Source organism: Methylobacterium sp. CCH7-A2 (assembly GCF_001557075.1).
GTDB classification, from domain to species: domain Bacteria; phylum Pseudomonadota; class Alphaproteobacteria; order Rhizobiales; family Beijerinckiaceae; genus Allobosea; species Allobosea massiliensis.
In genome coordinates this window covers 24,774-45,795 of sequence record NZ_LSKN01000235.1, presented here as the reverse complement: position 1 = coordinate 45,795, position 21,022 = coordinate 24,774, and the positions used below count along the sequence as shown (strand labels likewise).

The 21,022-nt window shown below is 70.5% G+C and carries 20 protein-coding genes; 2 read left to right on the top strand and 18 right to left on the bottom strand.

All coding sequences use genetic code 11. The annotated features are described in order from the left end of the window. Positions 1 to 19 precede the first annotated feature (19 nt). The 10 genes from pufL to AX750_RS17405 form a co-directional block, all read right to left on the bottom strand. Positions 20 to 844, bottom strand: coding sequence for a photosynthetic reaction center subunit L (gene pufL / locus AX750_RS17450; RefSeq protein ID WP_066726447.1), 825 nt, complete (start codon positions 842 to 844; stop codon positions 20 to 22). Positions 845 to 971: 127 nt separating this feature from the next. Further along, a complete protein-coding gene (gene pufA, locus AX750_RS17445) occupies positions 972 to 1,172 on the bottom strand; it encodes a light-harvesting antenna LH1, alpha subunit (RefSeq protein ID WP_066726450.1) in 201 nt (66 codons plus the stop codon). Positions 1,173 to 1,187: 15 nt separating this feature from the next. After that, positions 1,188 to 1,406: a light-harvesting antenna LH1, beta subunit gene (gene pufB, locus AX750_RS17440; protein WP_066726453.1), complete on the bottom strand. Its 219-nt coding sequence runs from the start codon at positions 1,404 to 1,406 to the stop codon at positions 1,188 to 1,190. Positions 1,407 to 1,535: 129 nt separating this feature from the next. Beyond that, positions 1,536 to 1,772, bottom strand: a complete 237-nt coding sequence (locus AX750_RS17435; protein ID WP_066726456.1) for a hypothetical protein — start codon at positions 1,770 to 1,772, stop codon at positions 1,536 to 1,538. Between the two features lie 67 nt (positions 1,773 to 1,839). Further along, positions 1,840 to 3,291, bottom strand: a complete 1,452-nt coding sequence (bchZ, locus tag AX750_RS17430; protein WP_066726461.1) for a chlorophyllide a reductase subunit Z — start codon at positions 3,289 to 3,291, stop codon at positions 1,840 to 1,842. Then, positions 3,291 to 4,829 carry a chlorophyllide a reductase subunit Y gene (gene bchY, locus AX750_RS17425; RefSeq protein ID WP_066726464.1) on the bottom strand — a complete coding sequence of 513 codons (1,539 nt, stop codon included), beginning with the start codon at positions 4,827 to 4,829 and terminating at the stop codon, positions 3,291 to 3,293. Before bchY ends, bchZ begins: the two co-directional genes overlap by 1 nt. 8 nt (positions 4,830 to 4,837) lie before the next feature. Beyond that, positions 4,838 to 5,809, bottom strand: coding sequence for a chlorophyllide a reductase iron protein subunit X (locus tag AX750_RS17420; RefSeq protein ID WP_066726476.1), 972 nt, complete (start codon positions 5,807 to 5,809; stop codon positions 4,838 to 4,840). A 41-nt stretch (positions 5,810 to 5,850) separates the two neighbouring features. Further along, positions 5,851 to 6,783, bottom strand: coding sequence for a chlorophyll synthesis pathway protein BchC (gene bchC, locus AX750_RS17415; RefSeq protein WP_066726467.1), 933 nt, complete (start codon positions 6,781 to 6,783; stop codon positions 5,851 to 5,853). A gap of 109 nt (positions 6,784 to 6,892) precedes the next feature. After that, complete coding sequence (locus AX750_RS17410; protein ID WP_348626288.1) at positions 6,893 to 8,047, bottom strand: methyltransferase; 1,155 nt, start codon at positions 8,045 to 8,047, stop codon at positions 6,893 to 6,895. A gap of 14 nt (positions 8,048 to 8,061) precedes the next feature. Further along, on the bottom strand, positions 8,062 to 8,931 hold the full coding sequence (locus AX750_RS17405) for a polyprenyl synthetase family protein (RefSeq protein ID WP_066726471.1): 870 nt from the start codon (positions 8,929 to 8,931) through the stop codon (positions 8,062 to 8,064). 96 nt (positions 8,932 to 9,027) lie between these two features. Here AX750_RS17405 and crtD point away from each other — a divergent pair, with 96 nt between their 5' ends. Beyond that, positions 9,028 to 10,566 (top strand): 1-hydroxycarotenoid 3,4-desaturase CrtD, encoded by a 1,539-nt coding sequence (gene crtD, locus AX750_RS17400; RefSeq protein WP_066726473.1) that lies wholly within the window; start codon positions 9,028 to 9,030, stop codon positions 10,564 to 10,566. A gap of 155 nt (positions 10,567 to 10,721) precedes the next feature. Further along, a complete protein-coding gene (locus tag AX750_RS17395) occupies positions 10,722 to 11,435 on the top strand; it encodes a hydratase (protein WP_068075177.1) in 714 nt (237 codons plus the stop codon). Here AX750_RS17395 and AX750_RS26210 read toward each other — a convergent pair. From AX750_RS26210 to dxs, 8 genes are read right to left on the bottom strand one after another with little or no spacing between them, the layout of a single operon-like run. Continuing rightward, positions 11,413 to 11,589, bottom strand: a complete 177-nt coding sequence (locus AX750_RS26210; RefSeq protein ID WP_156446480.1) for a hypothetical protein — start codon at positions 11,587 to 11,589, stop codon at positions 11,413 to 11,415. The two genes, AX750_RS17395 and AX750_RS26210, sit on opposite strands and share 23 nt — an antisense overlap. Positions 11,590 to 11,604: 15 nt before the next feature. Beyond that, positions 11,605 to 12,675 (bottom strand): phytoene/squalene synthase family protein, encoded by a 1,071-nt coding sequence (locus tag AX750_RS17390; protein WP_066718830.1) that lies wholly within the window; start codon positions 12,673 to 12,675, stop codon positions 11,605 to 11,607. After that, positions 12,656 to 14,200, bottom strand: coding sequence for a phytoene desaturase (locus tag AX750_RS17385; RefSeq protein WP_066718827.1), 1,545 nt, complete (start codon positions 14,198 to 14,200; stop codon positions 12,656 to 12,658). The genes AX750_RS17390 and AX750_RS17385 overlap by 20 nt, the downstream gene beginning before the upstream one ends. Further along, the gene (bchO, locus tag AX750_RS17380) at positions 14,194 to 15,087 is read right to left on the bottom strand and encodes an alpha/beta fold hydrolase BchO (protein WP_066734783.1); all 894 of its coding nucleotides are present in this window, start codon (positions 15,085 to 15,087) and stop codon (positions 14,194 to 14,196) included. The genes AX750_RS17385 and bchO overlap by 7 nt, the downstream gene beginning before the upstream one ends. Beyond that, positions 15,084 to 16,856: a magnesium chelatase subunit D gene (locus AX750_RS17375; RefSeq protein ID WP_066720209.1), complete on the bottom strand. Its 1,773-nt coding sequence runs from the start codon at positions 16,854 to 16,856 to the stop codon at positions 15,084 to 15,086. The genes bchO and AX750_RS17375 overlap by 4 nt, the downstream gene beginning before the upstream one ends. Beyond that, a complete protein-coding gene (gene bchI, locus AX750_RS17370) occupies positions 16,853 to 18,004 on the bottom strand; it encodes a magnesium chelatase ATPase subunit I (RefSeq protein WP_082735142.1) in 1,152 nt (383 codons plus the stop codon). The genes AX750_RS17375 and bchI overlap by 4 nt, the downstream gene beginning before the upstream one ends. A 17-nt stretch (positions 18,005 to 18,021) precedes the next feature. Further along, positions 18,022 to 18,987 carry a 4-hydroxy-3-methylbut-2-enyl diphosphate reductase gene (ispH, locus tag AX750_RS17365; protein ID WP_066721558.1) on the bottom strand — a complete coding sequence of 322 codons (966 nt, stop codon included), beginning with the start codon at positions 18,985 to 18,987 and terminating at the stop codon, positions 18,022 to 18,024. Beyond that, positions 18,984 to 20,960, bottom strand: coding sequence for a 1-deoxy-D-xylulose-5-phosphate synthase (dxs, locus tag AX750_RS17360; protein WP_082735143.1), 1,977 nt, complete (start codon positions 20,958 to 20,960; stop codon positions 18,984 to 18,986). The genes ispH and dxs overlap by 4 nt, the downstream gene beginning before the upstream one ends. Positions 20,961 to 21,022: the final 62 nt, after the last annotated feature.

The window sequence follows — 21,022 nt, the reverse complement described above, 5'->3', positions numbered from 1 at the left end:
CAGGCGTCGTGAGGCGGGTTCAGCGCCAGATCGAGAAGTGGCGCGACAGGTCCCACCATTCGGCCCAGCCCTCGCTCCAGTAGGGCCCGCTGATGACGATGCAGACCGCGCTCCAGAAGGAGGCCGAGACCGCCAGGAAGAGACCGAGACGGTGGATGCCGAGCGTGCCGATCGAATAGCCGATCGTGTCGCGGAAGAAGCTGTTCTCGTGCTCCGGCGTCTTCACCGGCTCGCCGCGCTTGGGATTCGTGGCCGAGAGGATCAGGCCGCCATGCAGCGACAGCGCCAGCGCGCTGGTGAAGAAGAAGCTCACCGCGATCATATGCGCCGGGTTGTAGTGGAACTGGAGATACTGGTACCCGACATTCGAGACCCATTCGAGATGGCTGAAGATCCCGTAGGGAAAGCCATAGGCCCAGGAGCCGAGCAGGAAGGGCCGGATGATCACCAGCGTCACATAGGCCAGGATCGCGAAGCCGAAGGCCACGGGCACGTGATAGCCCATGCCGAGCTTGCGGCAGATTTCGACCTCGCGCAGCGCCCAGGAGACGAAGGAGCCGGTCGCGCAGATCGTGATGATCTGCCAGAGCCCGCCTTCCTTGAGCGGCGCGAAGCGTAGCCCGTATTCCGGCGAGGGCGGGTTGATCGAGATCAGCCAGGGGTTCCAGGTCGGCCCGATCGCCGCGCCGTAGAACACCAGCGCCGTGCCCAGCGCCGCGAAGAACACCGTCGCGACGCCGAAAAAGCCGACATAGAAGGGGCCGACCCAGAAGTCGAAGAGATCGCCTCCGATCAGCGTGCCGCCTCTGACGCGGTATTTGCGTTCGAAATTGAGCAGAGCCATCGTCGCATCCCTCCGCGGGCGCCGGCATTCAGGGCCGCGCCTCGTCTGAACGGTGTGGTCCCGGCAGGGGCCGGTCGGAGCGGCAGACGGGACCGGGACGAATCCCGTACCCCGTCCACCAGTGTCGTCAGCCGATCCGCGAGATCGTCACATCCGAGGTCGGAGCCTCGATCTGCAGAACGGCGGCGGCCTTCCGCGGGCCTTCGATCCAGTTGAACCTGTTCGTAGAGAGCAGGATGAAGTGGATCAGGATCGCGAGCCCGAAGAGGAAGGTGAACAGCGCGATCAGCGTGCGACGCGGATCGAACAGCAGCCAGATTTTCCACATGGTTCCGCTCCTTTCTTATGAAATCAGCGAAACGGCGGTGGTCAGGGCCGTCTTCACGCCTTCATCGAGGGACGCATATCCGTTGGGTCCGGGCAGCCAGGGCCGCCATGACCAGACCAGGAAATGCGCGATCACGGCGATGACCGTGAAGGCGATGAAGCTCGTGATGAAGAAGCCGTGGAATTCCTTGGCTTCCGCTTCGGTCAACCCTGACAGTGAGTCTCTCTCTGTCATGATCTTCTCTCCTTTGGCCTTGCGGCCGTTACCGCACGAAGCCGTGCGGCTGGCTGCCGGGCTTCGACCCCCGGCAGTTCCTTCCGCCCGAAACCCGGGCGAAAGCGCGTGCCCCCTCGCGTCCTGGCCTCAGCCCATGAACATGAAGGGAATGGTGGCGTTGGCCTGGGCGCGCGCCTCGGCGACCAGCGAAATCCGGGGGCCGGCGGGAGCGGGGCGCAGCACCCTCTGCGCCAGCGCGGCGGCGAGGAAGAAGGGCATCGACAGGGTGGTCAGGCGCCGGCACATGCGCCGGTCGGAGGCCAGCGACTTCACCCGGCGCAGATGATCCTGCTCCGAATGGCGCGCGGTGAACTGCATGGTCATGCGTCTCTCCTCCCCTCGGGAACGGTTCTGCTGCGGCCGTCTCGCCGTCGATGCTGGCTCGGTGCGCTCATGCGAAGGCTCCTTCGCGACTGGCGACACGATCGAGATGGTCGGCCTGGACGCGGGCGGCGCCGGCCTGCCGGGCGCGGGCCTCGGCGGCATCGCGCAGGCGCTTGGCGGCGGAGATCCGCACCAGCACCGGCTGCCGCTCCAGGCAGTCCTCGAGCAGGGCTTTGGCCTCTTCCGACCAGGGCAGCTCGCGGTGCAGGCGCGCGGGCGTCGCCTCGACGGCGTCCATCTGCGTGCCCAGCGGCAGGATGTGGAAGAGCGCGTCGAACAGCGCGTTGCAGACCTCCTGGACCAGGTAGGTCGCGCCCGCATAGCCCATGAACGGCGTGCCGGTGTGCCGGCGGATCACCGCGCCGGGGAAGGAGGCGGGAATGTAGATCCCGCGCCCGCCGGCCTCGGCCATGTACATGCGCTCGTTGAACGAGCCGAACAGCACGAGCGGCGGCTTCTCCTTGAGCGAGGCGCGCACCGCGTCGTTGTCGGATTTCTGGCCCGCGCAGCGCGAGGCCGAGAAGGTGCAGGGCAGCCCCATCTCGGTCTCGAGGAAGTGGCGGATTCCGCGCGCATAGGTCTCGTTGGCGACGATGGCGAAGGAAGCCGTGCCGAAGAAGTCCTGCGTCACCGAGCGCCAGAGGTCCCAGAGCGGCTTGATCGTCGTGTGCTTCTCGCGCTCGATGAAGGGCTCGGGGTCGAGCCCGAGCAGCTCGCCCAGCGAGCGCAGGAAGGCGGTGGTCGAATGCAGCCCGATCGGCGCCTGCAGATAGGGCCGCTCGAGCGCCTCGCAGAGCAGCCGGCCATATTCGCGATAGAGGCAGACATTGACCTCGGCATCGGCCAGGCGCTGCACCTGCGCGAGATGCGAGCCGAGCGGGAAGGTCATGTGGACCTCGGCGCCGATGCCCTCGATCAGGCGGCGCACCTCGGCGAGGTCGGAGGGCATGTTGAACATGCCATAGGCCGGGCCGATGATGTTGACCTTGGGCTTCGCGCCCTCCTTGCGGGGCTTGGCCTTGGGAACGATGCCGCGCTTGGCGCCGTATTCGCCCCAGAGCCAGAACAGCGCGCGGTCGGCGCATTGCCACTGGTCCTCGTCGATCGTGCGCGGCAGGAAGCGCTGGATGTTGGTGCCTTCCGGCGTCACGCCGCCGCCGATCATCTCGGCGATCGAGCCGGTGACGACCACGCTCGGCAGATGCGGATCGAGCACCGCATTGGCGCGCTTCATTGCGCCTTCCGTGCCGTGCTGGCCGAGTTCCTCTTCGCCGAGACCGGTCGTAACGATCGGCAGTTCGTGCGGCGGCAGCGCGTCGGTGTAATGCAGCACCGAGGTCACCGGCAGGTTCTCGCAGCCGACCGGGCCGTCGATGACGACCTGCAGGCCCTTGATGGCGCAGAAGACGTAGACCGCGCCCCAATAGCCCCCGGCCCTGTCGTGATCCTGGATCAGCATCACGGAATCTCCTCGGCCGCCGCCTTCGCCTTGGCGGCGCGGCGGGCGAACTTCTCGCGGAAATCGGGATGCAGCTGCGGCGTGTCCTGCCAGGTGCCGGCGGTGTCGCCCTCGCCGACCCCGGCGAAGAAGGCCTTCATCGCGTCCATGCGGCCCTTGTTGCCGATGGCCGCGTTGACGACCTGGGCGAGCGAACCCGCGCCGGCGGGCCCGAAGAGCGGCCGCGCCGAGATCAGGTTGGTGAAGTAGAGCGAGGGGATGCCGAGCTGCTTGGCCTTCTGCACAACCGGCGTGGTGCCGATCGCGAGGTCCGGCTGGAACTCGGCCATCGCCGCCAGATCCTGCTCGAGCGTCGCACGGAAATTGACCATCACGCCGCGTGCCGCCAGCCACTCGCGGTCGGGCTCCGACCAGGGCGTGCGCGGGCAGGCGGTGCCGACATAGCGCAGATCGGCGCCGCTCTCGACGAGCAGCCGCGCCACCAGAAGCTCCGACCCCTCATAGCCCGAGAGCGTGATCCGGCCGCTGATCGGCATCGCCGAGAGCGCGCCACGGATCGCCGGGACGAGCCGGTTCTGCGCCGCCTCGACCAGGGGCTTGGCCACGCCGCAGGCCGCGCCGATCGCCGAAAGCCAGGCGACCGTGCCCTCGACGCCGACCGGGCCGGAGCCGACGATGCTGCGCCCCGCCGCTTCGAACTCGCGGATGGAAGCCGTGTAGAAGGGGTGGATCGCCGCGACGACCGCGCAGTCGAGCGCGGCATAGAGCTCGCGCCACTCCCGCGTCGGCACGACCGGGCCGGCCGCCAGCCCCAGCGGCTCCAGCATCATGCCGATGCCGACGGGGTCGGCCGGAAACATCTCGCCGAGCAGGGTCACCGTCGGGCGCTCCTCGCGCCCGGCGCGCGGCGCCTGGACCGGGCCGGCCTCGGCCTCCTTGCGAGCATAAGCCAGCATGGCGCCCGCCAGCACGTCCTTGGCCTCGGCATGGGTCGGCACGCCGAAGCCCGGCACGTCGATCCCGATGATGCGGACGCCGTTGATCTCCTTGGGCAGGAGCCGCAGCGGCACGCCCGAGGCCGAGGGCACGCAGAGATTCGTGACGACGATGGTGTCGTAGAGCGCGGGATCGGCCAGCAGGAACACCGCCTCGCGGATGTCCTCGAACAGCTTGCCCGTGACCAGCGTCTCGGAGTTAAACGGCACATAGCCGACCGAGCGCCGCGCGCCGTAGAAATGCGAGGTGAAGGTCAGCCCGTAGACGCAGCAGGCCGAGCCCGACAGCACCGTCGCGGTGCGCCGCATGCGCAGGCCCACACGCAACGAACCGAAGGCCGGGCACATGCTCTGCGGCTTGTCGTGCGGCCCGACCGGATAATCCTTCGCGAAGCGCTCCAGCATTTCGGCGTTGCCGGCCGCGGTGGCGGCGCTGCGCATCGCCTCCTGGCCGGAATGGCAGCCCAGCCCGTCGCCTGTCGTCGCCGCCGCGTTGATCGCGGGGGCGGAGGCGGCGTCGGGCAGGGGCTGATGCACGGTCATGATGCGCCTCAGACCTGGTCGTAGACGACTTCGAGGGTCGCCTTCTTGAGGGCGGAGGGGCCGCACATGTCTTCCAGCGTGGCGGGAACCAGCACGACGTCGCGGCCGGTGCTTTCGCTGGAGAACAGGCCCAGCAGCGCGTCCTGCGTCAGCGGCGCCGGCCGCACCGGCGGCGCCTCGGAGACGTTCAGTCCCAGTTCCTCGAACAGCGGCGCCCAGACATCGCCCGGCCGGCCGATGATCTCGTAATTGGCGCTCTTCTTGCGGATGTCATCATGGGCGGGGATGGCGGCGAGCACCGGAATCCCGACCTTGTCGCAGAAGGCCTGGGCCTCGCCGGTACCGTCATCCTTGTTGATGACCATGCCAGCGACGCCGACATTGCCGCCGAGCTTGCGGAAATACTCCACCGCCGAGCAGACATTGTTGGCGACGTAGAGGCTCTGCAGATCGTTGGAGCCGACGACGATGACCTTCTGGCACATGTCGCGGGCGATCGGCAGGCCGAAGCCGCCGCAGACCACGTCGCCGAGGAAGTCGAGCAACACGAAGTCGAAGCCCCAGTCGTGGAAGCCGAGCTTCTCCAGCAGTTCGAAGCCGTGGATGATGCCTCGCCCGCCGCAGCCGCGGCCGACCTCCGGCCCGCCGAGCTCCATCGCGTAGACGCCGTCGCGCTTGAAGCAGACATCGCCGATCTTCACCTCCTCGCCCGCCGCCTTCTTGCGCGAGGAGGTCTCGATGATCGTCGGGCAGGCCTTGCCGCCGAAGAGCAGCGAGGTGGTGTCGGATTTCGGATCGCAGCCGATCAGCAGGACCTTCTTGCCCTGCTGGGCCATCATGTAGCTGAGATTGGCCAGGGTGAACGACTTGCCGATGCCGCCCTTGCCGTAGATCGCGATGATCTGCGTGTCCTTGGTCGGGCCGGTCGTGACGACCGCGTCCTGCGGCTGGGCGGCCTCGTCGCGCAGGCGGGCGGCCATGGCGGCGGCGGGCGACGGGACGGGATTTCGGATCTGGATGTTCACGAGCAGGCACTCCAGTCCAGGATCATCTTGAGGCAGGACGGATCGCTGAAAGCGGTGCGATAGGCGGCCGGCGCATCGTTCGCCGGGGCGCTGTGGGTGATGAGCCCGTCCAGCGAGAGCCGTCCGTCGGCAATCAGCGTCATGACGATGTCGAGGTCGGTCTGGCGCCATTCGGCGGCGACGCGCAGCCGCGCCTCGCGCATGAAGGCGGGCGGGAAGGAAAAGGCGATCGGCTGGTCGTAGAAGCCCGCCAGCACGATCTCGCCCTGCGGCGCCAGCCTTGCGATCAGCGTGTCCAGCAGCGAGGCGTCGCCGCTGACGTCGCAGATCACGCGATAGTCCTTGCGGGCATCCGCCTCGGCGGAGACGACCGTGTAGCCTTGCGCCGGCGTCGCCCGCAGCGGGTTGCTTTCCCAGACGACCGGTTGGCCGCCATGGGCGAGAACGAGCCGGGCGAGCAGCCGTCCGAGCACGCCATGGCCGATGATCAACTCGGGAAGGGTGCCGCCGGCCAGCGCATGCTGGGCCGTGGCCGCGAGCGCCAGCAGCACGCCTGACGGTCCCAGTGTCTCGGGAATGGGTACGGCCTTGGCGCCCGCCACGACGAGATGGGAGGAAGCGCCGCCGAACAGGCCGCGCGCGTCCTTGAAGCCGCGCGAGCCGGGCACGAAGACGAGCTCGCCGACGCTGCGCCCGGAGGACTGGCCCGCCTCGACGACGCGGCCGACCGATTCATAGCCCGGCACCAGCGGATAGCCCATGCCCGGAAAGGGCGGCATGCGGCCCGACCAGAGCAGGCGTTCGGTGCCGGTCGAAATGCCGCTCCAGGCGGTCGCGACGACGACATCGCCATCCGCGGGCGCAACCAGTTCCAGTTGGCTGAGAACCAGATGCTCGGGCCTTTCGACGAGGACTGCCAGCGCATGCATCGGGAGCACTTTCGAGGTCGGGGAGCCAGCCGCCTGGCCGGGCTCCGTCACCTGAGTGTCAAGCTAGCGGAACAAGGTCATGTGTCAATCTTAAATTACACATACTGTGTCAGGCGGCGCGGGCGGTCAGGCCGCCGGTCAGCAGTGGCCGCCGCGTGCGCAGCGAGCGGATGTCGCTGAAGCCGGCCTCCCGGAGGAAAACCGTCAGTTCCGCGGGGCTGCGGGCGCGGCCGCTACCCATGGCGAGCAGATAGAAGGCGAAATAGGCCTCCGCCATGCGCCGGGTCGCGGGCGAGCCCGCCATCGGTTCGGCGATCAGCAGCGTTCCGCCCGGCGCGAGGGCGGCGCGCACCCGCCGCAACAGCGCACGCACCGCCGCGTCGTCATGGTCGTGCAGCACGCGGACCAGCGTCGCGAGATCGGCGCCTCCCGGCAGCGATTCGCGGTGCATGTCGCCTCCGGCAACTTCGGCGCGCAGCGAGAGTCCCTCCGCCGCGAAGCGCAGCCGCGCCCGCTCGGCCACCGCCGGCAGGTCGAACAGCATCAGCGCCGGCGCCGCAGCCTGGGCGGCGACGCGGCAGAGGAAGGCCCCCTCCCCGCCGCCGACATCGAGGATCCGGCGATGCTGCGAGAAGTCATAGGCCGCGAGGATGTCGTCGGCGACGAAATGCTGGGACTGCGCCATCAGCGCGCTATAGGCCGCGACGTCTGCGGGAGGCGCGGCCGCCGGCCGCTCGGCCGTCGCATAGGCCCAGTAGCCCGACAGCGCGGTGGGCCCGTTCTCGCCCCGCAGCAGCGCGAGCGGGTCGGCGAGATCGTCATAGAGCAGCCGGTGATGCGCGATCATGGCGCCGACGCCGGGATTGCCGAGCAGCGCGGCCCCCAGCATGGCGAGCCCGTAGCGTCCGCCGCTGCGCCGCTCGACCAGGTCGAGCGCGGCCGCGGCGCCGAGCAGACGCTCGGTCGCGGCCTCGGTCAGCGAGAGCCGGGGTGCCAGTTCGGCGGCGCTGCGGGGCGCCTCGTTGAGGATGCGGAACAGGTCGAGCTGGATGCAGGCCTGCAGCACCTGCGCGTAGACGAAGCCGGCGCAGAGATCGAACAGCGCCTGCGACTGCCGCTGCGCGATCGGCCTGGTCAGCGGAAAAGAGGCGGCGAAGCGCTGGAAGCGCGGGCTCGCCACCAGCCGGTTGCGCCATCCCGCCAACCGGTCGGCCAGCGAGACCGGCCGGGCCGGTTCCGCGACAGGCCCGGCGGCTGGGACCAAGGCCGGGGGCACGGTCAGGCCGCGCGGCGCTGCAGGCTCTCGGGCAGGAAGCTCTTGGCCGTCAGGCCGATCAGCGTGCCGAGATCCTGCCGGCCCGGACAGTCAGGGATGGCGGCGATCGCCTCCAGCACCAGCGCATCGAGATGCGCGATCGCCGGGCCGAGCCCATGGGCCAGCGCATAGTTCGGGCGCAGATGCGCGGCATCCTGCCCGCAGGGCTTGCCCAGTTCCTGCGGCGTCGCGGCGACGTCGCGGATGTCGTCGGCGACCTGGAAGGCCTCGCCGAGCTTTTCGCCCAGACCGCGCCAGTCCTGATGCGCAACGCCCGCCGCCGCCGCGCCGGCCATGGTGGCTCCGGCAAACAGCGCCCCGGTCTTGGCCTGGTGATAGAGCGCGCAGTCGATCGCGGGTTCCGATTCCCAGGCCTGCCCGGCCACGATCCCGCCGCGGCTGCCGACGGCGCCGCCGACGACCCGCAGCACCGTGCCGAGGCTCTGCGGCCGACGGGCCGGCGCCTCGGCCAGCGTCTCGAAGGCGAGCACGATTAGCGCGTCGCCCGCCAGCACCGCCAGCGGCTCGCCATAGGCCTTGTGCAGCGAGGGCTTCCCGCGCCGCATGTCGGCATCGTCGAAACAGGGCAGGTCGTCATGGACGAGCGAGGCGCAATGCAGGAACTCGATCGCCACTGCCGCCGCACTGGCCATGGCGGGATCGGCATCCTCGCAGGCCCGCGCCACGGCCAGCGTTAGCCGCGGGCGGATGCGCGCCCCGCCGGGAAACACGGCATGGCGCATCGCCTGGGCCAGCAGCGGGGGGCAGTTCTGACGATGCCCCGCGGCCAGCGCCGCCTCGAGGGTCTGTTCGATCCGTGTCCCGGTATCCATGCGACCCTCCGAATGAGCGTTCTTTCAAACTGACATTCTATGTGTCAATAAGAGTGGACAGTTTCGCAGTGAAGTCAACGGGCACGCGGAGAGCCAGTGGACACGGGACGCATCGTCGTCATCGGCGCGGGGATCGGCGGGCTGGTCTCGGCCCTGCTGCTCGCCGCACGCGGCCTTGACGTCACCGTGGTCGACCAGGCGGCGACCCCCGGCGGCAAGATGCGCGAAGTGGCCGTCGGCGGACGCAGGCTCGATGCCGGCCCGACCGTGATGACGATGCGCTGGGTCTTCGACCGCGTCTTCACTGAGGCTGGCGCGCAGCTCGACGATCACCTCACCCTGACCCCGGCTTCGATCCTCGCCCGCCACGCCTGGAGCGAGAACGAGCGGCTCGATCTCTTCGCCGACCGCGCGGCCTCGGCCGATGCGATCGCCGCCTTTGCCGGCCCCGCCGAGGGGCGCAACTACCTCGCCTTCTGCGACCAGGCGCGCGGCCTGCACGATGCGCTGAAGGACAGCTTCATGGCACGCGAGCGGCCGAGCCTGCTCGGGCTGGTGCAGCATGCCGGGATCGCCGGCCTGCGCCAGCTCTGGGGCGCGAGCCCCTTCGGCACGCTCTGGGACGCGCTCGGAAACAGCTTTCAGGATCCGCGCCTGCGCCAGCTTTTCGGCCGCTACGCCACCTATTGCGGCTCCTCCCCCTTCGCGGCGCCCGCGACGCTGATGCTGGTCGCCCATGTCGAGCAGGAGGGCGTCTGGCTGGTCGAGGGCGGGATGCACCGGCTCGCACGCACCCTGGCCGCGCTCGCCGAGGCGAAGGGCGCAACGCTGCGCTATGGCGAGGCCGTCAGCGAGATCCTCGTCGAAGGCGGTCGCGCCGCCAGCGTCCGCCTCGCCGGAGGAGAGGTCCTGCAGGCCGACGCGATCGTCAGCAATGCCGATGTGAACGCCATCGCCATCGGCCGCTTCGGCCGCGAGGCGAGCCGCCACGCGCCGCCGACGCGGCCAACGCAGCGCTCGCTCTCGGCGGTCACCTTCGCCATGGTCGCGCGCAGCTCCGGCTTCCCGCTGCAGCGGCACAACGTCTTCTTCTCGAACGACTACGCCGCCGAGTTCGAGGCGATTTTCCGCCAGGACCGGCTGCCCGGCGAGCCCACCGTCTATGTCTGCGCGCAGGATCGCGACGAGTCCGGCCATGGGCCGGACGGCCCCGAGCGCCTGCTCGTCCTCGTCAACGCCCCGCCGTGCGGCGACCGTGCCCGCTTCCCGCCAGAGGAGATCGAGTCATGCCTGCACAGGAGCCTCGCGCGGCTGGCGCAATGCGGGCTGGCGGTCTCCCCCCAGCCGGAAGCGACGCTGGCGACCCAGCCGGCGGATTGGGAGGCGCTGTTTCCCGCGACGGGGGGCGGTCTCTATGGCCGCTCGACCCATGGCGCGATGGCGAGCTTCGAGAGGCCGGGCTCGCGCAGCCGCCTGCCGGGGCTCTACTGGACGGGCGGCAGCGTCCATCCGGGGCCGGGCGTCCCGATGGTGGCGCTCTCGGGCCTGCTGGCCGTGCAGAGCCTCATGGCGGACCTCGCTTCGACATCCCGGTCCCGTCCGGCGGCTATGCCTGGTGGTATGTCGACGCGCTGAGCGACGACGGCCGCTACGGGCTCAGCATCATCGCCTTCGTCGGCAGCGTCTTCTCGCCCTATTACGCCTGGGCGCGGCGGCGCGGACGGCCCGACCCGCTGGATCATTGCGCGCTGAATGTCGGTCTCTACGGCCCCGGCGCCCGGCGCTGGACCATGACCGAGCGCGGCCGGCGTCATGTCGATGTCGCGCCTGAGCGCTTCCTTATCGGCCCCAGCGCCCTGCATTGGGATGGGTCGTCGCTGACCATCGCGATCGACGAGATCGGCATGCCGCTGCCGGTGCCCCGCCGCGTCCGCGGCACGGTCCGCGTCACGCCGCAGGCGATCACCGACCATGTCGTGACGCTGAACCCGGATGGCGCCCATCGCTGGTGGCCGGTCGCCCCGCTCTCGCGGGTCGAGGTCGACCTGAGCGAGCCCGATCTGAGCTGGAACGGGCCGGGTTATCTCGACATGAACCAGGGCGATGCGCCGCTCGCCGACGGTTTCCGGAGCTGGCACTGGTCGCGGGCCGCAACAGTCAACGGCGCCGCCGTTCTTTATGGCGGCACGCGCCGGGACGGCTCGGTCTTCGATCTCGGCTGGCGCTTCGACGGCGCCGGCAGCGCGACCCCCATCCAGCCGGGCCCAGTCGCCGCCCTCCCCGGGAGCGGCTGGCGGATCGCCCGCGAAACCCGCAGCGATCGTGGCCGGCCGGCCGTACTGGTCGAGACGCTGGAGGACACGCCCTTCTATGCGCGCTCGCTGGTGAAGACCTCGCTCGCGGGCGAGAGCGTCACGGCCATGCATGAAAGCCTGTCGCTCGACCGCTTCGCAAATCCGGTCGTGCAGGCGATGCTGCCCTTCAGGATGCCGCGGAGGTCTTGACCGCCGGCTCGGCGCCCGCTCGCGCGGCCTCCGCCGCCTTGGCGGCGTCCTTGGCCTTCTCGCGGCGCAGGTCCCAGAGCTGGTAGAAGCCGAAGCCGAGGCACAGCCCGAGCGTCAGGACCATCTCGGCGATGATCAGCGCACTGGACGACATCGGACGAACCCTCCCTCACGGCCCCCTGACGACGGAGCGCTCGACCCGGCCGAGACGCTCGAACATCTCGATCACCGCCGTCGCCCGGCCGACCAGATTCCACCATGCCGGAGGCGCACCGCGCAAGGCCGGGCGCGCCGCCTGCGACATTGCAGCCGACGCGACCAGATAGGCCGTGCCCGGCAGCGCAGGCGCGGCCAGATTGTCCGCCCCCGAGCCGGTGACGAGCGCGCCTGCAAGCAGCACGAGCTTGCGCCGCGCCGGCACGACAGCGCGCTGCGAGACACTGTCATGCCCGCGCCGCGCCACCTCATGCCCGATCTCGGCATAGATCGCCCGCGCCGCCCGGATGCCGGGGCGACAGCCAGCCGGCAAAGCCGCAATCCCCGCATCGGCACGCGCATAGAGCCGCTCCGCCTCCGCCAGCAGACGCACGACGACGGAGGCGAGCGCCGGCGTGAATTGCGGCCGGGCCAGGAAGGCCTCGGGGTCGATCCCCGCCTCGCGCAGCCAGGCGAGCGGCAGATAGATCCGCCCCATCGCCGCATCGGTGCCGACATCGCGGGCGACGTTGCTGAGCTGCATGGCCACCCCGAGATCCGCCGCCCGCGCCAGCACATCGGCCGAGCGCCGCTCCATCAGAACCGCCATCATCACGCCGACCGAGCCGGCGACGCGCGCCGCATAGCCGCAGAGCTCGTCCAGCGTCTCGTAGCGCTTGCCCTGCGCGTCCCAGGAGAGCCCCTCGATCAGCGCCATCACGACGCTGCGCGGCACGCCGAACCTGCGCACGGTCTCGGCGAAGGCGCGGTCGACCGGATGGTCGATAGGGCGTGCCGCATAGGCTCTCTCGACCCGCCGCTCCAGCCGCGCCACCGTCGCCGCATCGCCCGGACCTTCGTCGATCGCATCGTCCGCCAGCCGGCAGAAGGCGTAGAGCGCCGTCGCCGGCCGCCGGATCGCCCGCGGCAGCAAAAGCGCCGCCGCCCGGAAGGATTTCGAGCCGTCGCGGAGCATGCCGTCGCAGGCGGCGAAATCCTCCGCCGAGGGGCCCGCAAGACGCGGATCAGACCAGTCGGGTCGCATGAGGCACCACCGTATCGAGAATGGCTGCAGAGGAGAGGACGCCGGGCAGCCCGGCGCCGGGATGGGTCCCCGCGCCGACCAGATAGAGCCGGTCGACCTCCTCGCTGCGGTTGTGCGGCCGGAACCAGGCGCTCTGCAGCAGCCGCGGCTCCAGCCCGAAGGCCGCGCCATGGACCGAGAGCAGTTCGTCGCGGAAATCGGGCGGCGTCATCAGCCGCGAGCTGACGAGGCTGTCGCCGAGCCCCGGCAGCAGGGTCGCCTCGAGCCGTTGCTGGATGCGGGCCCGGAAAGGCTCGACCTCCGTCGCCCAGTCGGTGCCGCTCTGGAGATTGGGCACCGGCACGAGCGCATAGAAGGCGTCGCAGCCTTCGGGCGCGAGGGTGGGGTCGGTCGCCGTCGGACGATGCAGATAGAGGCTGAAATCCTGAGACAGCACCTTCCGCTCGAAGATGTCATCGACCAGCCCGCGATAGCGCGGGCCGAACAGGATGCTGTGATGGGGAACGCTGTCGTAGCGGCGGCGCGTGCCGAAATACCAGACCACGACCGACATCGAATAGCGCGCCCGCTTGAGCTTCGCATCGCTCCAGCGCTGGCGCGGCTGCGCCTTCAGCAGCGTGCCGTAGGTATAGGCGGCATCGGCATTGGAGACGACGACATCGGCGGCGATCGCCTGACCATCCGCCAGCCGGACCCCGGTCGCGGCACCGTGGGCCACGGTGATCTCCGCCACCTCCGCGCCGTAGCGCAGCGTCGCCCCCTGGCCCTCCAGCAGCTTTACCAGCCCCGCGACGAGAGCCCCCGTTCCGCCTTGCGCGAAATGAACGCCGAACTTGCGCTCGAGATGGATCACCAGCGCGTAGATCGCCGTCGTCGCGAAGGGATTCCCGCCGATGAAAAGCGGGTGGAAGCTCAGCGCCGTCCGCAGCCGCTCGTCGCGGACATGGCGTGCGGCGAGACCATAGACGCTGCGGTCGGCCCGCAGCCGCGCCATCGCGGGAAGGGCCTTCAGCATATCGACGAGCGTGCCGAAGGGCACATCCGCGAGCTGCTCGAAACCGACCCCGTAGATCGCCTCGGCATCGCGCATGAAGGCCTCGTAGCCGGCGGAATCGCCGGGCGCGAAGGCGGCGATCCGCGCGCGCATCTTCGTTTCGTCGCCGCAGCAGTCGAGGCTCGAGCCGTCCGCGAAGATCAGCCGGTAGAAGGGATCGAGCGCGGTCAGCCTGACATCGTCCTCCATCCGCCGCCCGCACAGCGCCCAGAGCTCTTCGAAGAGATGGGGCGCGGTGACGATCGTCGGCCCGGCATCGAAGGTGAAACCGTCCTGCCGGAACACGCGCGCCCGGCCGCCGGGCTGATCGAGCGATTCCAGCACTGTGACGCGGTAGCCCCGCGCGCCGAGCCGGATGGCGGCTGCGAGCCCGCCGAAGCCGGAGCCGATCACCACGGCATGGGGCCGACGGTCGGCCTCGGGCTGGCGGGTGCCGGCCCCCAGGCTCGGCGGATGAAGCTCGCTCAGCATGACGCGACCGCCTCCCTGTGGCGCAGCATCTCGGCGCCGATCAGCGCCGCGATCTCCGCCGGCTTTTCCTCATGGACGAGATGGCCCGCGCCCGGCACCGTCTCGATGCGCGCTTGGGGCAGGCGCCGCGCGACCTCGCGCGCATCGGCGGGCGGCACCGCCCGGTCGCCGGCGCCGACGACCAGCAGCACCGGCAGGTCGAGGCGGGGAAAACCCCGCCCCAGCGTCTCGAGGTCCCAGTTCGCCATCATCCCCAGCGTGGAGGCGACATGGACGCGGTTGGAGAACAGCCGCTGATAGAGTTCCTGACCGCGCGCATCGAGCCGCGAGCCAGTGCCCTCCAGCAATTGCGTCACCGCATCGGCACTCCCCGCCCGCCAGGCGAAGAAGCGCGGCACCAGCGGGTTGAGCACGAGCAGCCGCGCGACCGACGGAAAGAGCTGGGACGCCACGCCCCTGAACGGCAGCAGCGCACCGTTCAGGCTGATCAGGCAGGAGGGTGCGACGGCCCCGGTCAGCACCATCTGCATCGCAATGGCGGCGCCCGCGGAATGGCCGACGACACCCTCCGGCTCGACCCCGAGCTTGCCGAGCAGCGCGGCGAGCGAACGCGCCATCGCCGGGAGCGAGAGCCGGTCGCGCTCGGGCGCCTCGGTGAAGCCGTGGCCCGGCAAATCCGGCGCGACGACATGGAAATCGCGCGCCAGCAGCGGCAACAGATCGCGCCAGGAATGAGTCGAGGCACCGGTCCCGTGCAGCAGCAGGAGCGTCGGCCCCTGCCCCATCTCCTGCACATGCCAGGACAGGCCACCGGCCGCGACGAAGCGGCTGGCGGCGCGGTTCGGCCAGTCCCGCCCCTCGCTCGCCCAGGACAGCGCCGCGCTCATCGCGCGGCCGCCAGCGCCGCGCCGACGGCACGGCCGACGCCCGCCGCATCGGCCTGCGGCAGCGGCACATAGAGCCCGCCCATCGCCGCCGCGATTTCGGCTGCCTGCGGCTGCGGCTGCGGCGAGGTGTCGATCAGGATCGCGTTGAAGCCTTCGCCGCGCAGGCCCCGCGCGGCAGCCAGCGCGTCGGCCTGCGCCTGAGCCCGCCCCTGCTTTCCGGCGCGGTCGATATTGGCGCGGCCGTCGGTCATGAAGACCAGCGCCGGGGTGCGTCCCTTGCGCCGCACGGCGTCGGCCAGCGCAGAGGCGGCCTCGATGGCGGTGGCGAGCGGCGTGGCGCCGCCACCCGGCAGGCCCGACAAGGCCCGCTCGGCCGCGACCAGCGAACGTGTCGGCGGCAGCACGATCTCGGCTTCGCTGCGCCGGAAGGCGATCAGCGCCACCTCGTCACGCCGCACATAACACTCCGCCAGCAGCAGCCGGACGGCGCCCTTCGCCTCGGCGAGCCGCTGCAGCGCCGAGGAGCCGGAGGCATCGACGACGAACAGTGTCGCGGTTTCGCTGCGCTGCTTGTGACGCGCGACGCGGAAGTCCCCGCGGCGAACGATCAGCCCCTCGCGGCCCGCCATCGCCGCCTCGCAGCGCCGCAGCTTCTGCCAGGGGGCCGCCGCGCGCAGGGTCTCGACAACATCGAGCTTCGCCGCACCGCGCAGATCGCCCGCCTTCGAGCCGATGACACGGCCACGCCGCGCCACTTTCTGCATCTGCCCGGCCCGACCGGGAGCACGCGCCTTCACCCGTCCGCCGGAAGCGAGCAGCCGGGCGAGAAGCCCGGCCGGCAGGGCCGCACGCGCGGCGGCCAGCACGAGATCGTCGAGATCGCGCGGCGCCTCGCCGGAAGCGGTCTCGTCATCCGCGGGGGGCGGATCATCCTGCCGATCCGTCTGGGAATCCGGTTCGTCTTCCGGCACGGCGGGAAGTCGCGTCGCGCGCGGCGCCAGCACCAGTGCAGCGGCCAGCGCCGCGTCGGCCTCCGCTACCGTGTCGCGTCCGGCGAGGGCGGCGCTCAGCCGGGCCACCGTCACCGCCTGAAGCGCCGCACGGAAGGAGTCGATCCCCAGCGCGAAGGCGGCCGCGCACAGGCTGGCGAGCATGTCGTCGGCCATCGCAGCCGTCGGACGCGCGCGCGCAGCCGCGATCTCCGCAGGCGAAATGACCTCGGCCTCGATGTCGCGATGCGACAGCGCCGTCAGGTCAATCCGCAGGGCGAGCCGGTCGCCGAGCGCCGTGGGAAGCCGCTCCTCCTCAGAGAGGCCTTCATCGAGCGCCAGCACGCCGAAGCGGCTGGCCAGCGTCAGACCCAGCCCGTCGCGCTCGACGGTGACCGCACCGGCATCGAGCACGGCGGCGATGCGGGCTGCCGTCCCGATCTCGAGGCGCTCGGCCATCGCGATCACGACGATCCCGCCATTGGCCTCCACCAGCAGCCCGCGCTCGCCGACGGGGCGTCCCGCTGACAGCGTGGCCGCGAGATCGAGCCCGCCGAGCAGCCGCGCATCGCCGATGCCGGCCGGCATCTTCAGGAGCCGCCGATCCCCACTCAGGCTTGCCACCCGCTCAAGAAACGCGTCGCGCACCGGCCCGGCCGGTGCCCGCAAGGTCAGCCCGCCGATCGCGGCACCATCCAGCGCCAGAAGCGCGGCCGCCGTCTCGGCCAGCCGCCAGGGCGACAGCGCCGGACGCTCCGCACCGGCGCCGGCCGCGCTCACGGCCCGAACACCTCGGCCAGAGCGCGCTCGATCCGCACCGTCGAGCCGGCCTCGTCGAGCGGGTTGCGTCGCAGCCGGTGACGCAGCGCGACCGGAGCGACGCTGCGGATATGGCTGTCGCCGATCGCCATGTCGCCTTCCAACGCGGCGAAGGCACGCGCGGCCCGCATCAGCGTCAGCTCGCCCCGCAGCCCATCGGTGCCCAGATGCAGGCAGAGTTCGGCGACACGGCCGAGCGCGGCATCGGAGGTCTCGACCAGGGTCAGCCGCTTGCGGGCGGCTATGAGTTTCCGCCCCAGCGCCGCATCGGCCGCCCGCCATTGCGCCGCGAAGCCATGCGCATCGCGGTCATAGGCGTCGCGGCGCTTCACCACCGCGATGCGGGTGGGCAGATCGGCGGGCGTCGCGACCTCGACGGAGAGGCCGAACCGGTCGAGCAGTTGCGGGCGCAACTCGCCCTCTTCGGGATTGCCGCTGCCGACGAGGACGAAGCGCGCCGGATGGCGGATGCTCAGCCCCTCGCGCTCGACGACGTTTTCGCCCGAGGCCGCCACATCGAGCAGCACGTCGACGAGATGGTCCTCCAACAGATTGGCCTCGTCGATGTACAGGAACCCGCGATGAGCGCGTGCCAGCAGCCCGGGCTGGAAGGCCTTTTCGCCGCTGACCAGCGCCTTCTCCAGATCGAGCGCACCGACGACACGGTCCTCCGTCGCCCCCAGCGGCAGATCGACCACCGGCACCGGCACGAGATGGGTTTTCTGGCCGCGCAGGCCCGGCTGCGGGGCCCGGTGATAGGGATCGCCGACCACGGCGCGCATCGGCGGCAGCAGGGCGGCGAGCGCGCGTACGGCGGTCGACTTGCCGGTGCCGCGATCGCCGAAGATCAGGACGCCGCCAATGGTCGGGTCGATGGCCGCCAGCAGCAGGGCGCGCTTCATCTCCTCCTGCGCCACGATGGCGGAGAAGGGGAAGGGCGGCGGACGGCCATCGGTGGAAGCGGTCGCTGTCGCGGCTGCGGCGCGCTGCGCCGTTCTGCGGATTGCGACGGCCCGCGCCGGTCCGGAGGGCCGCTCCGTCTCGACAGGCTGCGGCTCCTCGCGGGACGAGCGCCCGACGACATCCGCATGATCCAGGAGCCCGTCCATCGCCGTCTCTCCCCGTTTCAGGACGCCATCGCCTCGACCAGCCGCGGCGGCAGGCGGAACACCACCTCCTCGTCGACGCCCTCGAGATCCCGCACCGTGACCGAGCGGAAGCCGCGCAGCCGGTCGATCGCATCCTGGATCAGCCGCTCGGGCGCCGAGGCCCCCGCCGTGAAGCCGACGGTCTCGACTGAATCGAACCAGTCCGGATCGATCGCATCCGGCCCCTCGATCAGATGGCTCGCGACGCCGGCGATCTCGCCGACCTCGCGCAGCCGCGTCGTGTTGGAGGAGGAGCGCGAGCCGACGACGAGGATGAGGTCGCAATGCGGCGCCATCGCCTGCACAGCCGCCTGCCGGTTCTGGGTCGCATAGCAGATGTTGCGGATGTCGGGGCCGACGATCGCCGGGAAGCGCGCGGTCAGCGCGGCGATGACCTCGCGCGTATCCTGCACGCTCAGCGTCGTCTGGCTGATATACGCAACCTTCTCGGGATCGGCGACGACCAGCGAGGCCACCTCGGCGGCCGTGGCGACGACATGCAGCCGCCCGTCGATCTGGCCGCGCGTGCCCTCGACCTCGGCATGCCCCTCATGGCCGATCAGCACGACGTCGTAGCCGAGCTGCGCATAGCGCCGGCCCTGATTGTGGACCTTCTGAACGAGCGGGCAGGTGGCGTCGATCACGTCGAGACCGCGCGCCGCCGCCGCCGCCTCGACCCCGCGCGACACGCCATGGGCCGAGAAGATCGTCGTCGCGCCCGCCGGGATCTGGTCGACCTCGCCGACGAAGACGGCGCCCTGGGCGCGCAGGCCGTCCACGACATGGGTGTTGTGGACGATCTCGTGGCGGACATAGACCGGCGCGCCCGTCTGCGCGATGGCGCGCTCGACGATCTCGACCGCCCGCACCACGCCGGCGCAGAAGCCGCGCGGCTTGGCCAGGAGCACCGTCAGCGGGCGCTTGAAGGGCGTCACGGCGTTCATGTCGAGGCCTCGTGCAGCGGGACGGTGCCGGAGGCGTGCCCCGGCACCAGCCGCAGGCCTGCCGCGGCCGCCATGGCGCTCCGCCGCGCGGCCGGTCGGCAGAGCCCTGTCGCCACCGCCACGATCGCATCGGCATCGAGCCCGGCCTGCGCATAGAGCCGCGCCTGCGTATCCTGGTCCTGGAAGCGGTCCGGCAGCGTCAGCGTCTTGATCTTCAGCCCGGCCTCGAAGAGCCCGTCATCGGCCAGGGCATGCAGCACGAAGGAACCGAAGCCGCCGACCGAGCCCTCCTCGACCGTGATCAGCGCCTCGTGATGCTGCGCCAGGCGCCGGATCAGCGCCCGGTCGAGCGGCTTGGCGAAGCGCGCATCGGCGACGGTGGTGGACAACCCCATCGCGTCGAGGCGCTCGGCCGCCGCGAGGCATTCGCCCAGCCGCGTGCCATAGGAGAGAATGGCGACCCGCGTGCCCTCCCGCAGCACCCGCCCGCGGCCGATCTCTAGGGGCACACCGACATCCGGCAGTGCGAGGCCGACGCCGTCCCCGCGCGGATAGCGCAGCGCGATCGGCCCCTCGTCATGGGCGCAGGCGGTGGCGACCATATGGACAAGGTCGGCCTCGTCGGCCGCCGCCATCAGCACGAAGCCGGGCAGGCAGCCGAGATAGGCGGTGTCGAAGGCCCCCGCATGGGTCGCGCCATCGGCGCCGACCAGCCCGGCGCGGTCGATCGCGAAGCGCACCGGCAGCTTCTGCAGCGCGACGTCGTGGACGATCTGGTCATAGGCGCGCTGCAGGAAGGTCGAGTAGATCGCGCAGACCGGCTTGAGCCCCTCGCAGGCGAGCCCGGCCGCGAAGGTCACCGCATGCTGCTCGGCGATGCCGACATCGAAGAAGCGGGACGGATACGCCTTCGCGAAGGCATCGAGCCCCGTGCCCGAGGGCATGGCCGCGGTGATGGCGATGATCTTGTCGTCGCGCGCCGCCTCGCGCAGCAGGGACTGCGAAAAGACCTTGGTGTAGGAGGGCGCGGCGGCCGGCGCCTTCTCCTGCTGCCCGGTCGCGACGTCGAACTTCACCACCGCATGGTACTTGTCCGCCGTCGCCTCGGCCGGGGCATAGCCCTTACCCTTCTGCGTCACGACATGGACGAGGATCGGCCCGTTCGGCGCGTCGCGGACATTGCGCAGCACCGGAATGAGATGGTCGAGATTGTGGCCGTCGATCGGCCCGACATAGTAGAAGCCGAGCTGGTCGAACAGCGTGCCGCCGGTGAGGTAGCCGCGCGCATGCTCGACGGCGCGGGTGATCTTCGAATCGAGCCCGCGCCCCAGCCGCCGCGTGAGCTGGCGGCCATGATCACGCAGCGAGAGATAGGTCTTGCCGGAGAGCAGCTTGGCCAGATGCGCCGACAGCGCTCCCACCGGCGGGGCGATCGACATGTCGTTGTCGTTGAGGATGACGATCAGCCTCTTGCCGAGCGCCCCGGCGTTGTTCATCGCCTCATAGGCCATGCCGGCCGACATCGCGCCGTCGCCGATCACGGCCACGACATGTCCGTCCGCGCCCTTGAGGTCGCGTGCGACGGCAAAGCCGAGCCCGGCCGAAATCGAGGTCGAGGTATGGGCCGCGCCGAACGGGTCGTATTCGCTCTCCTCGCGCTTGGTGAAGCCGGAGAGCCCGCCCCCCTGGCGCAGCGTGCGAATACGGTCGCGCCGCCCGGTCAGGATCTTGTGGGGGTAGGCCTGGTGGCCGACATCCCAGATCAGCGTGTCGCGCGGGGTGTCGAAGAGATGGTGGAGCGCGACCGTCAGTTCGACGACGCCGAGGCCGGCGCCGAGATGGCCGCCGGTGACGGAGACCGCATCGATCGTCTCGGCCCGCAGCTCGTCGGCGAGCTGCTTCAGCTGGAATGGTGACAGGCGGCGCAGATCGGCAGGAGAGGCGATGCCGTCCAGAAGCGGGGTCGTTGGCATTCCATTCCCCTTCGCGCCTGATGTGTCAGCTTGAATTTACATATTGATGTCAAGCTGTCGAT

Excerpts from the sequence above, each read along its gene's own strand:
- AX750_RS17385 (WP_066718827.1), bottom strand. The coding sequence starts at position 14,200 with ATGCTGAGCGAGCTTCATCCGCCGAGCCTGGGGGCCGGCACCCGCCAG.
- AX750_RS26210 (WP_156446480.1), bottom strand. The coding sequence starts at position 11,589 with ATGTCGTCCAGTGCGCTGATCATCGCCGAGATGGTCCTGACGCTCGGG.
- bchO (WP_066734783.1), bottom strand. The coding sequence starts at position 15,087 with ATGAGCGCGGCGCTGTCCTGGGCGAGCGAGGGGCGGGACTGGCCGAAC.
- AX750_RS17405 (WP_066726471.1), bottom strand. The coding sequence starts at position 8,931 with ATGGATACCGGGACACGGATCGAACAGACCCTCGAGGCGGCGCTGGCC.
- AX750_RS17395 (WP_068075177.1), top strand. The coding sequence starts at position 10,722 with ATGACCGAGCGCGGCCGGCGTCATGTCGATGTCGCGCCTGAGCGCTTC.
- pufL (WP_066726447.1), bottom strand. The coding sequence starts at position 844 with ATGGCTCTGCTCAATTTCGAACGCAAATACCGCGTCAGAGGCGGCACG.
- ispH (WP_066721558.1), bottom strand. The coding sequence starts at position 18,987 with ATGAACGCCGTGACGCCCTTCAAGCGCCCGCTGACGGTGCTCCTGGCC.
- dxs (WP_082735143.1), bottom strand. The coding sequence starts at position 20,960 with ATGCCAACGACCCCGCTTCTGGACGGCATCGCCTCTCCTGCCGATCTG.
- bchY (WP_066726464.1), bottom strand. The coding sequence starts at position 4,829 with ATGACCGTGCATCAGCCCCTGCCCGACGCCGCCTCCGCCCCCGCGATC.
- AX750_RS17390 (WP_066718830.1), bottom strand. The coding sequence starts at position 12,675 with ATGCGACCCGACTGGTCTGATCCGCGTCTTGCGGGCCCCTCGGCGGAG.
- bchI (WP_082735142.1), bottom strand. The coding sequence starts at position 18,004 with ATGGACGGGCTCCTGGATCATGCGGATGTCGTCGGGCGCTCGTCCCGC.
- AX750_RS17420 (WP_066726476.1), bottom strand. The coding sequence starts at position 5,809 with ATGGCCGCCCGCCTGCGCGACGAGGCCGCCCAGCCGCAGGACGCGGTC.
- pufB (WP_066726453.1), bottom strand. The coding sequence starts at position 1,406 with ATGACAGAGAGAGACTCACTGTCAGGGTTGACCGAAGCGGAAGCCAAG.
- bchC (WP_066726467.1), bottom strand. The coding sequence starts at position 6,783 with ATGCATGCGCTGGCAGTCCTCGTCGAAAGGCCCGAGCATCTGGTTCTC.
- AX750_RS17435 (WP_066726456.1), bottom strand. The coding sequence starts at position 1,772 with ATGACCATGCAGTTCACCGCGCGCCATTCGGAGCAGGATCATCTGCGC.
- pufA (WP_066726450.1), bottom strand. The coding sequence starts at position 1,172 with ATGTGGAAAATCTGGCTGCTGTTCGATCCGCGTCGCACGCTGATCGCG.
- bchZ (WP_066726461.1), bottom strand. The coding sequence starts at position 3,291 with ATGCTGATCCAGGATCACGACAGGGCCGGGGGCTATTGGGGCGCGGTC.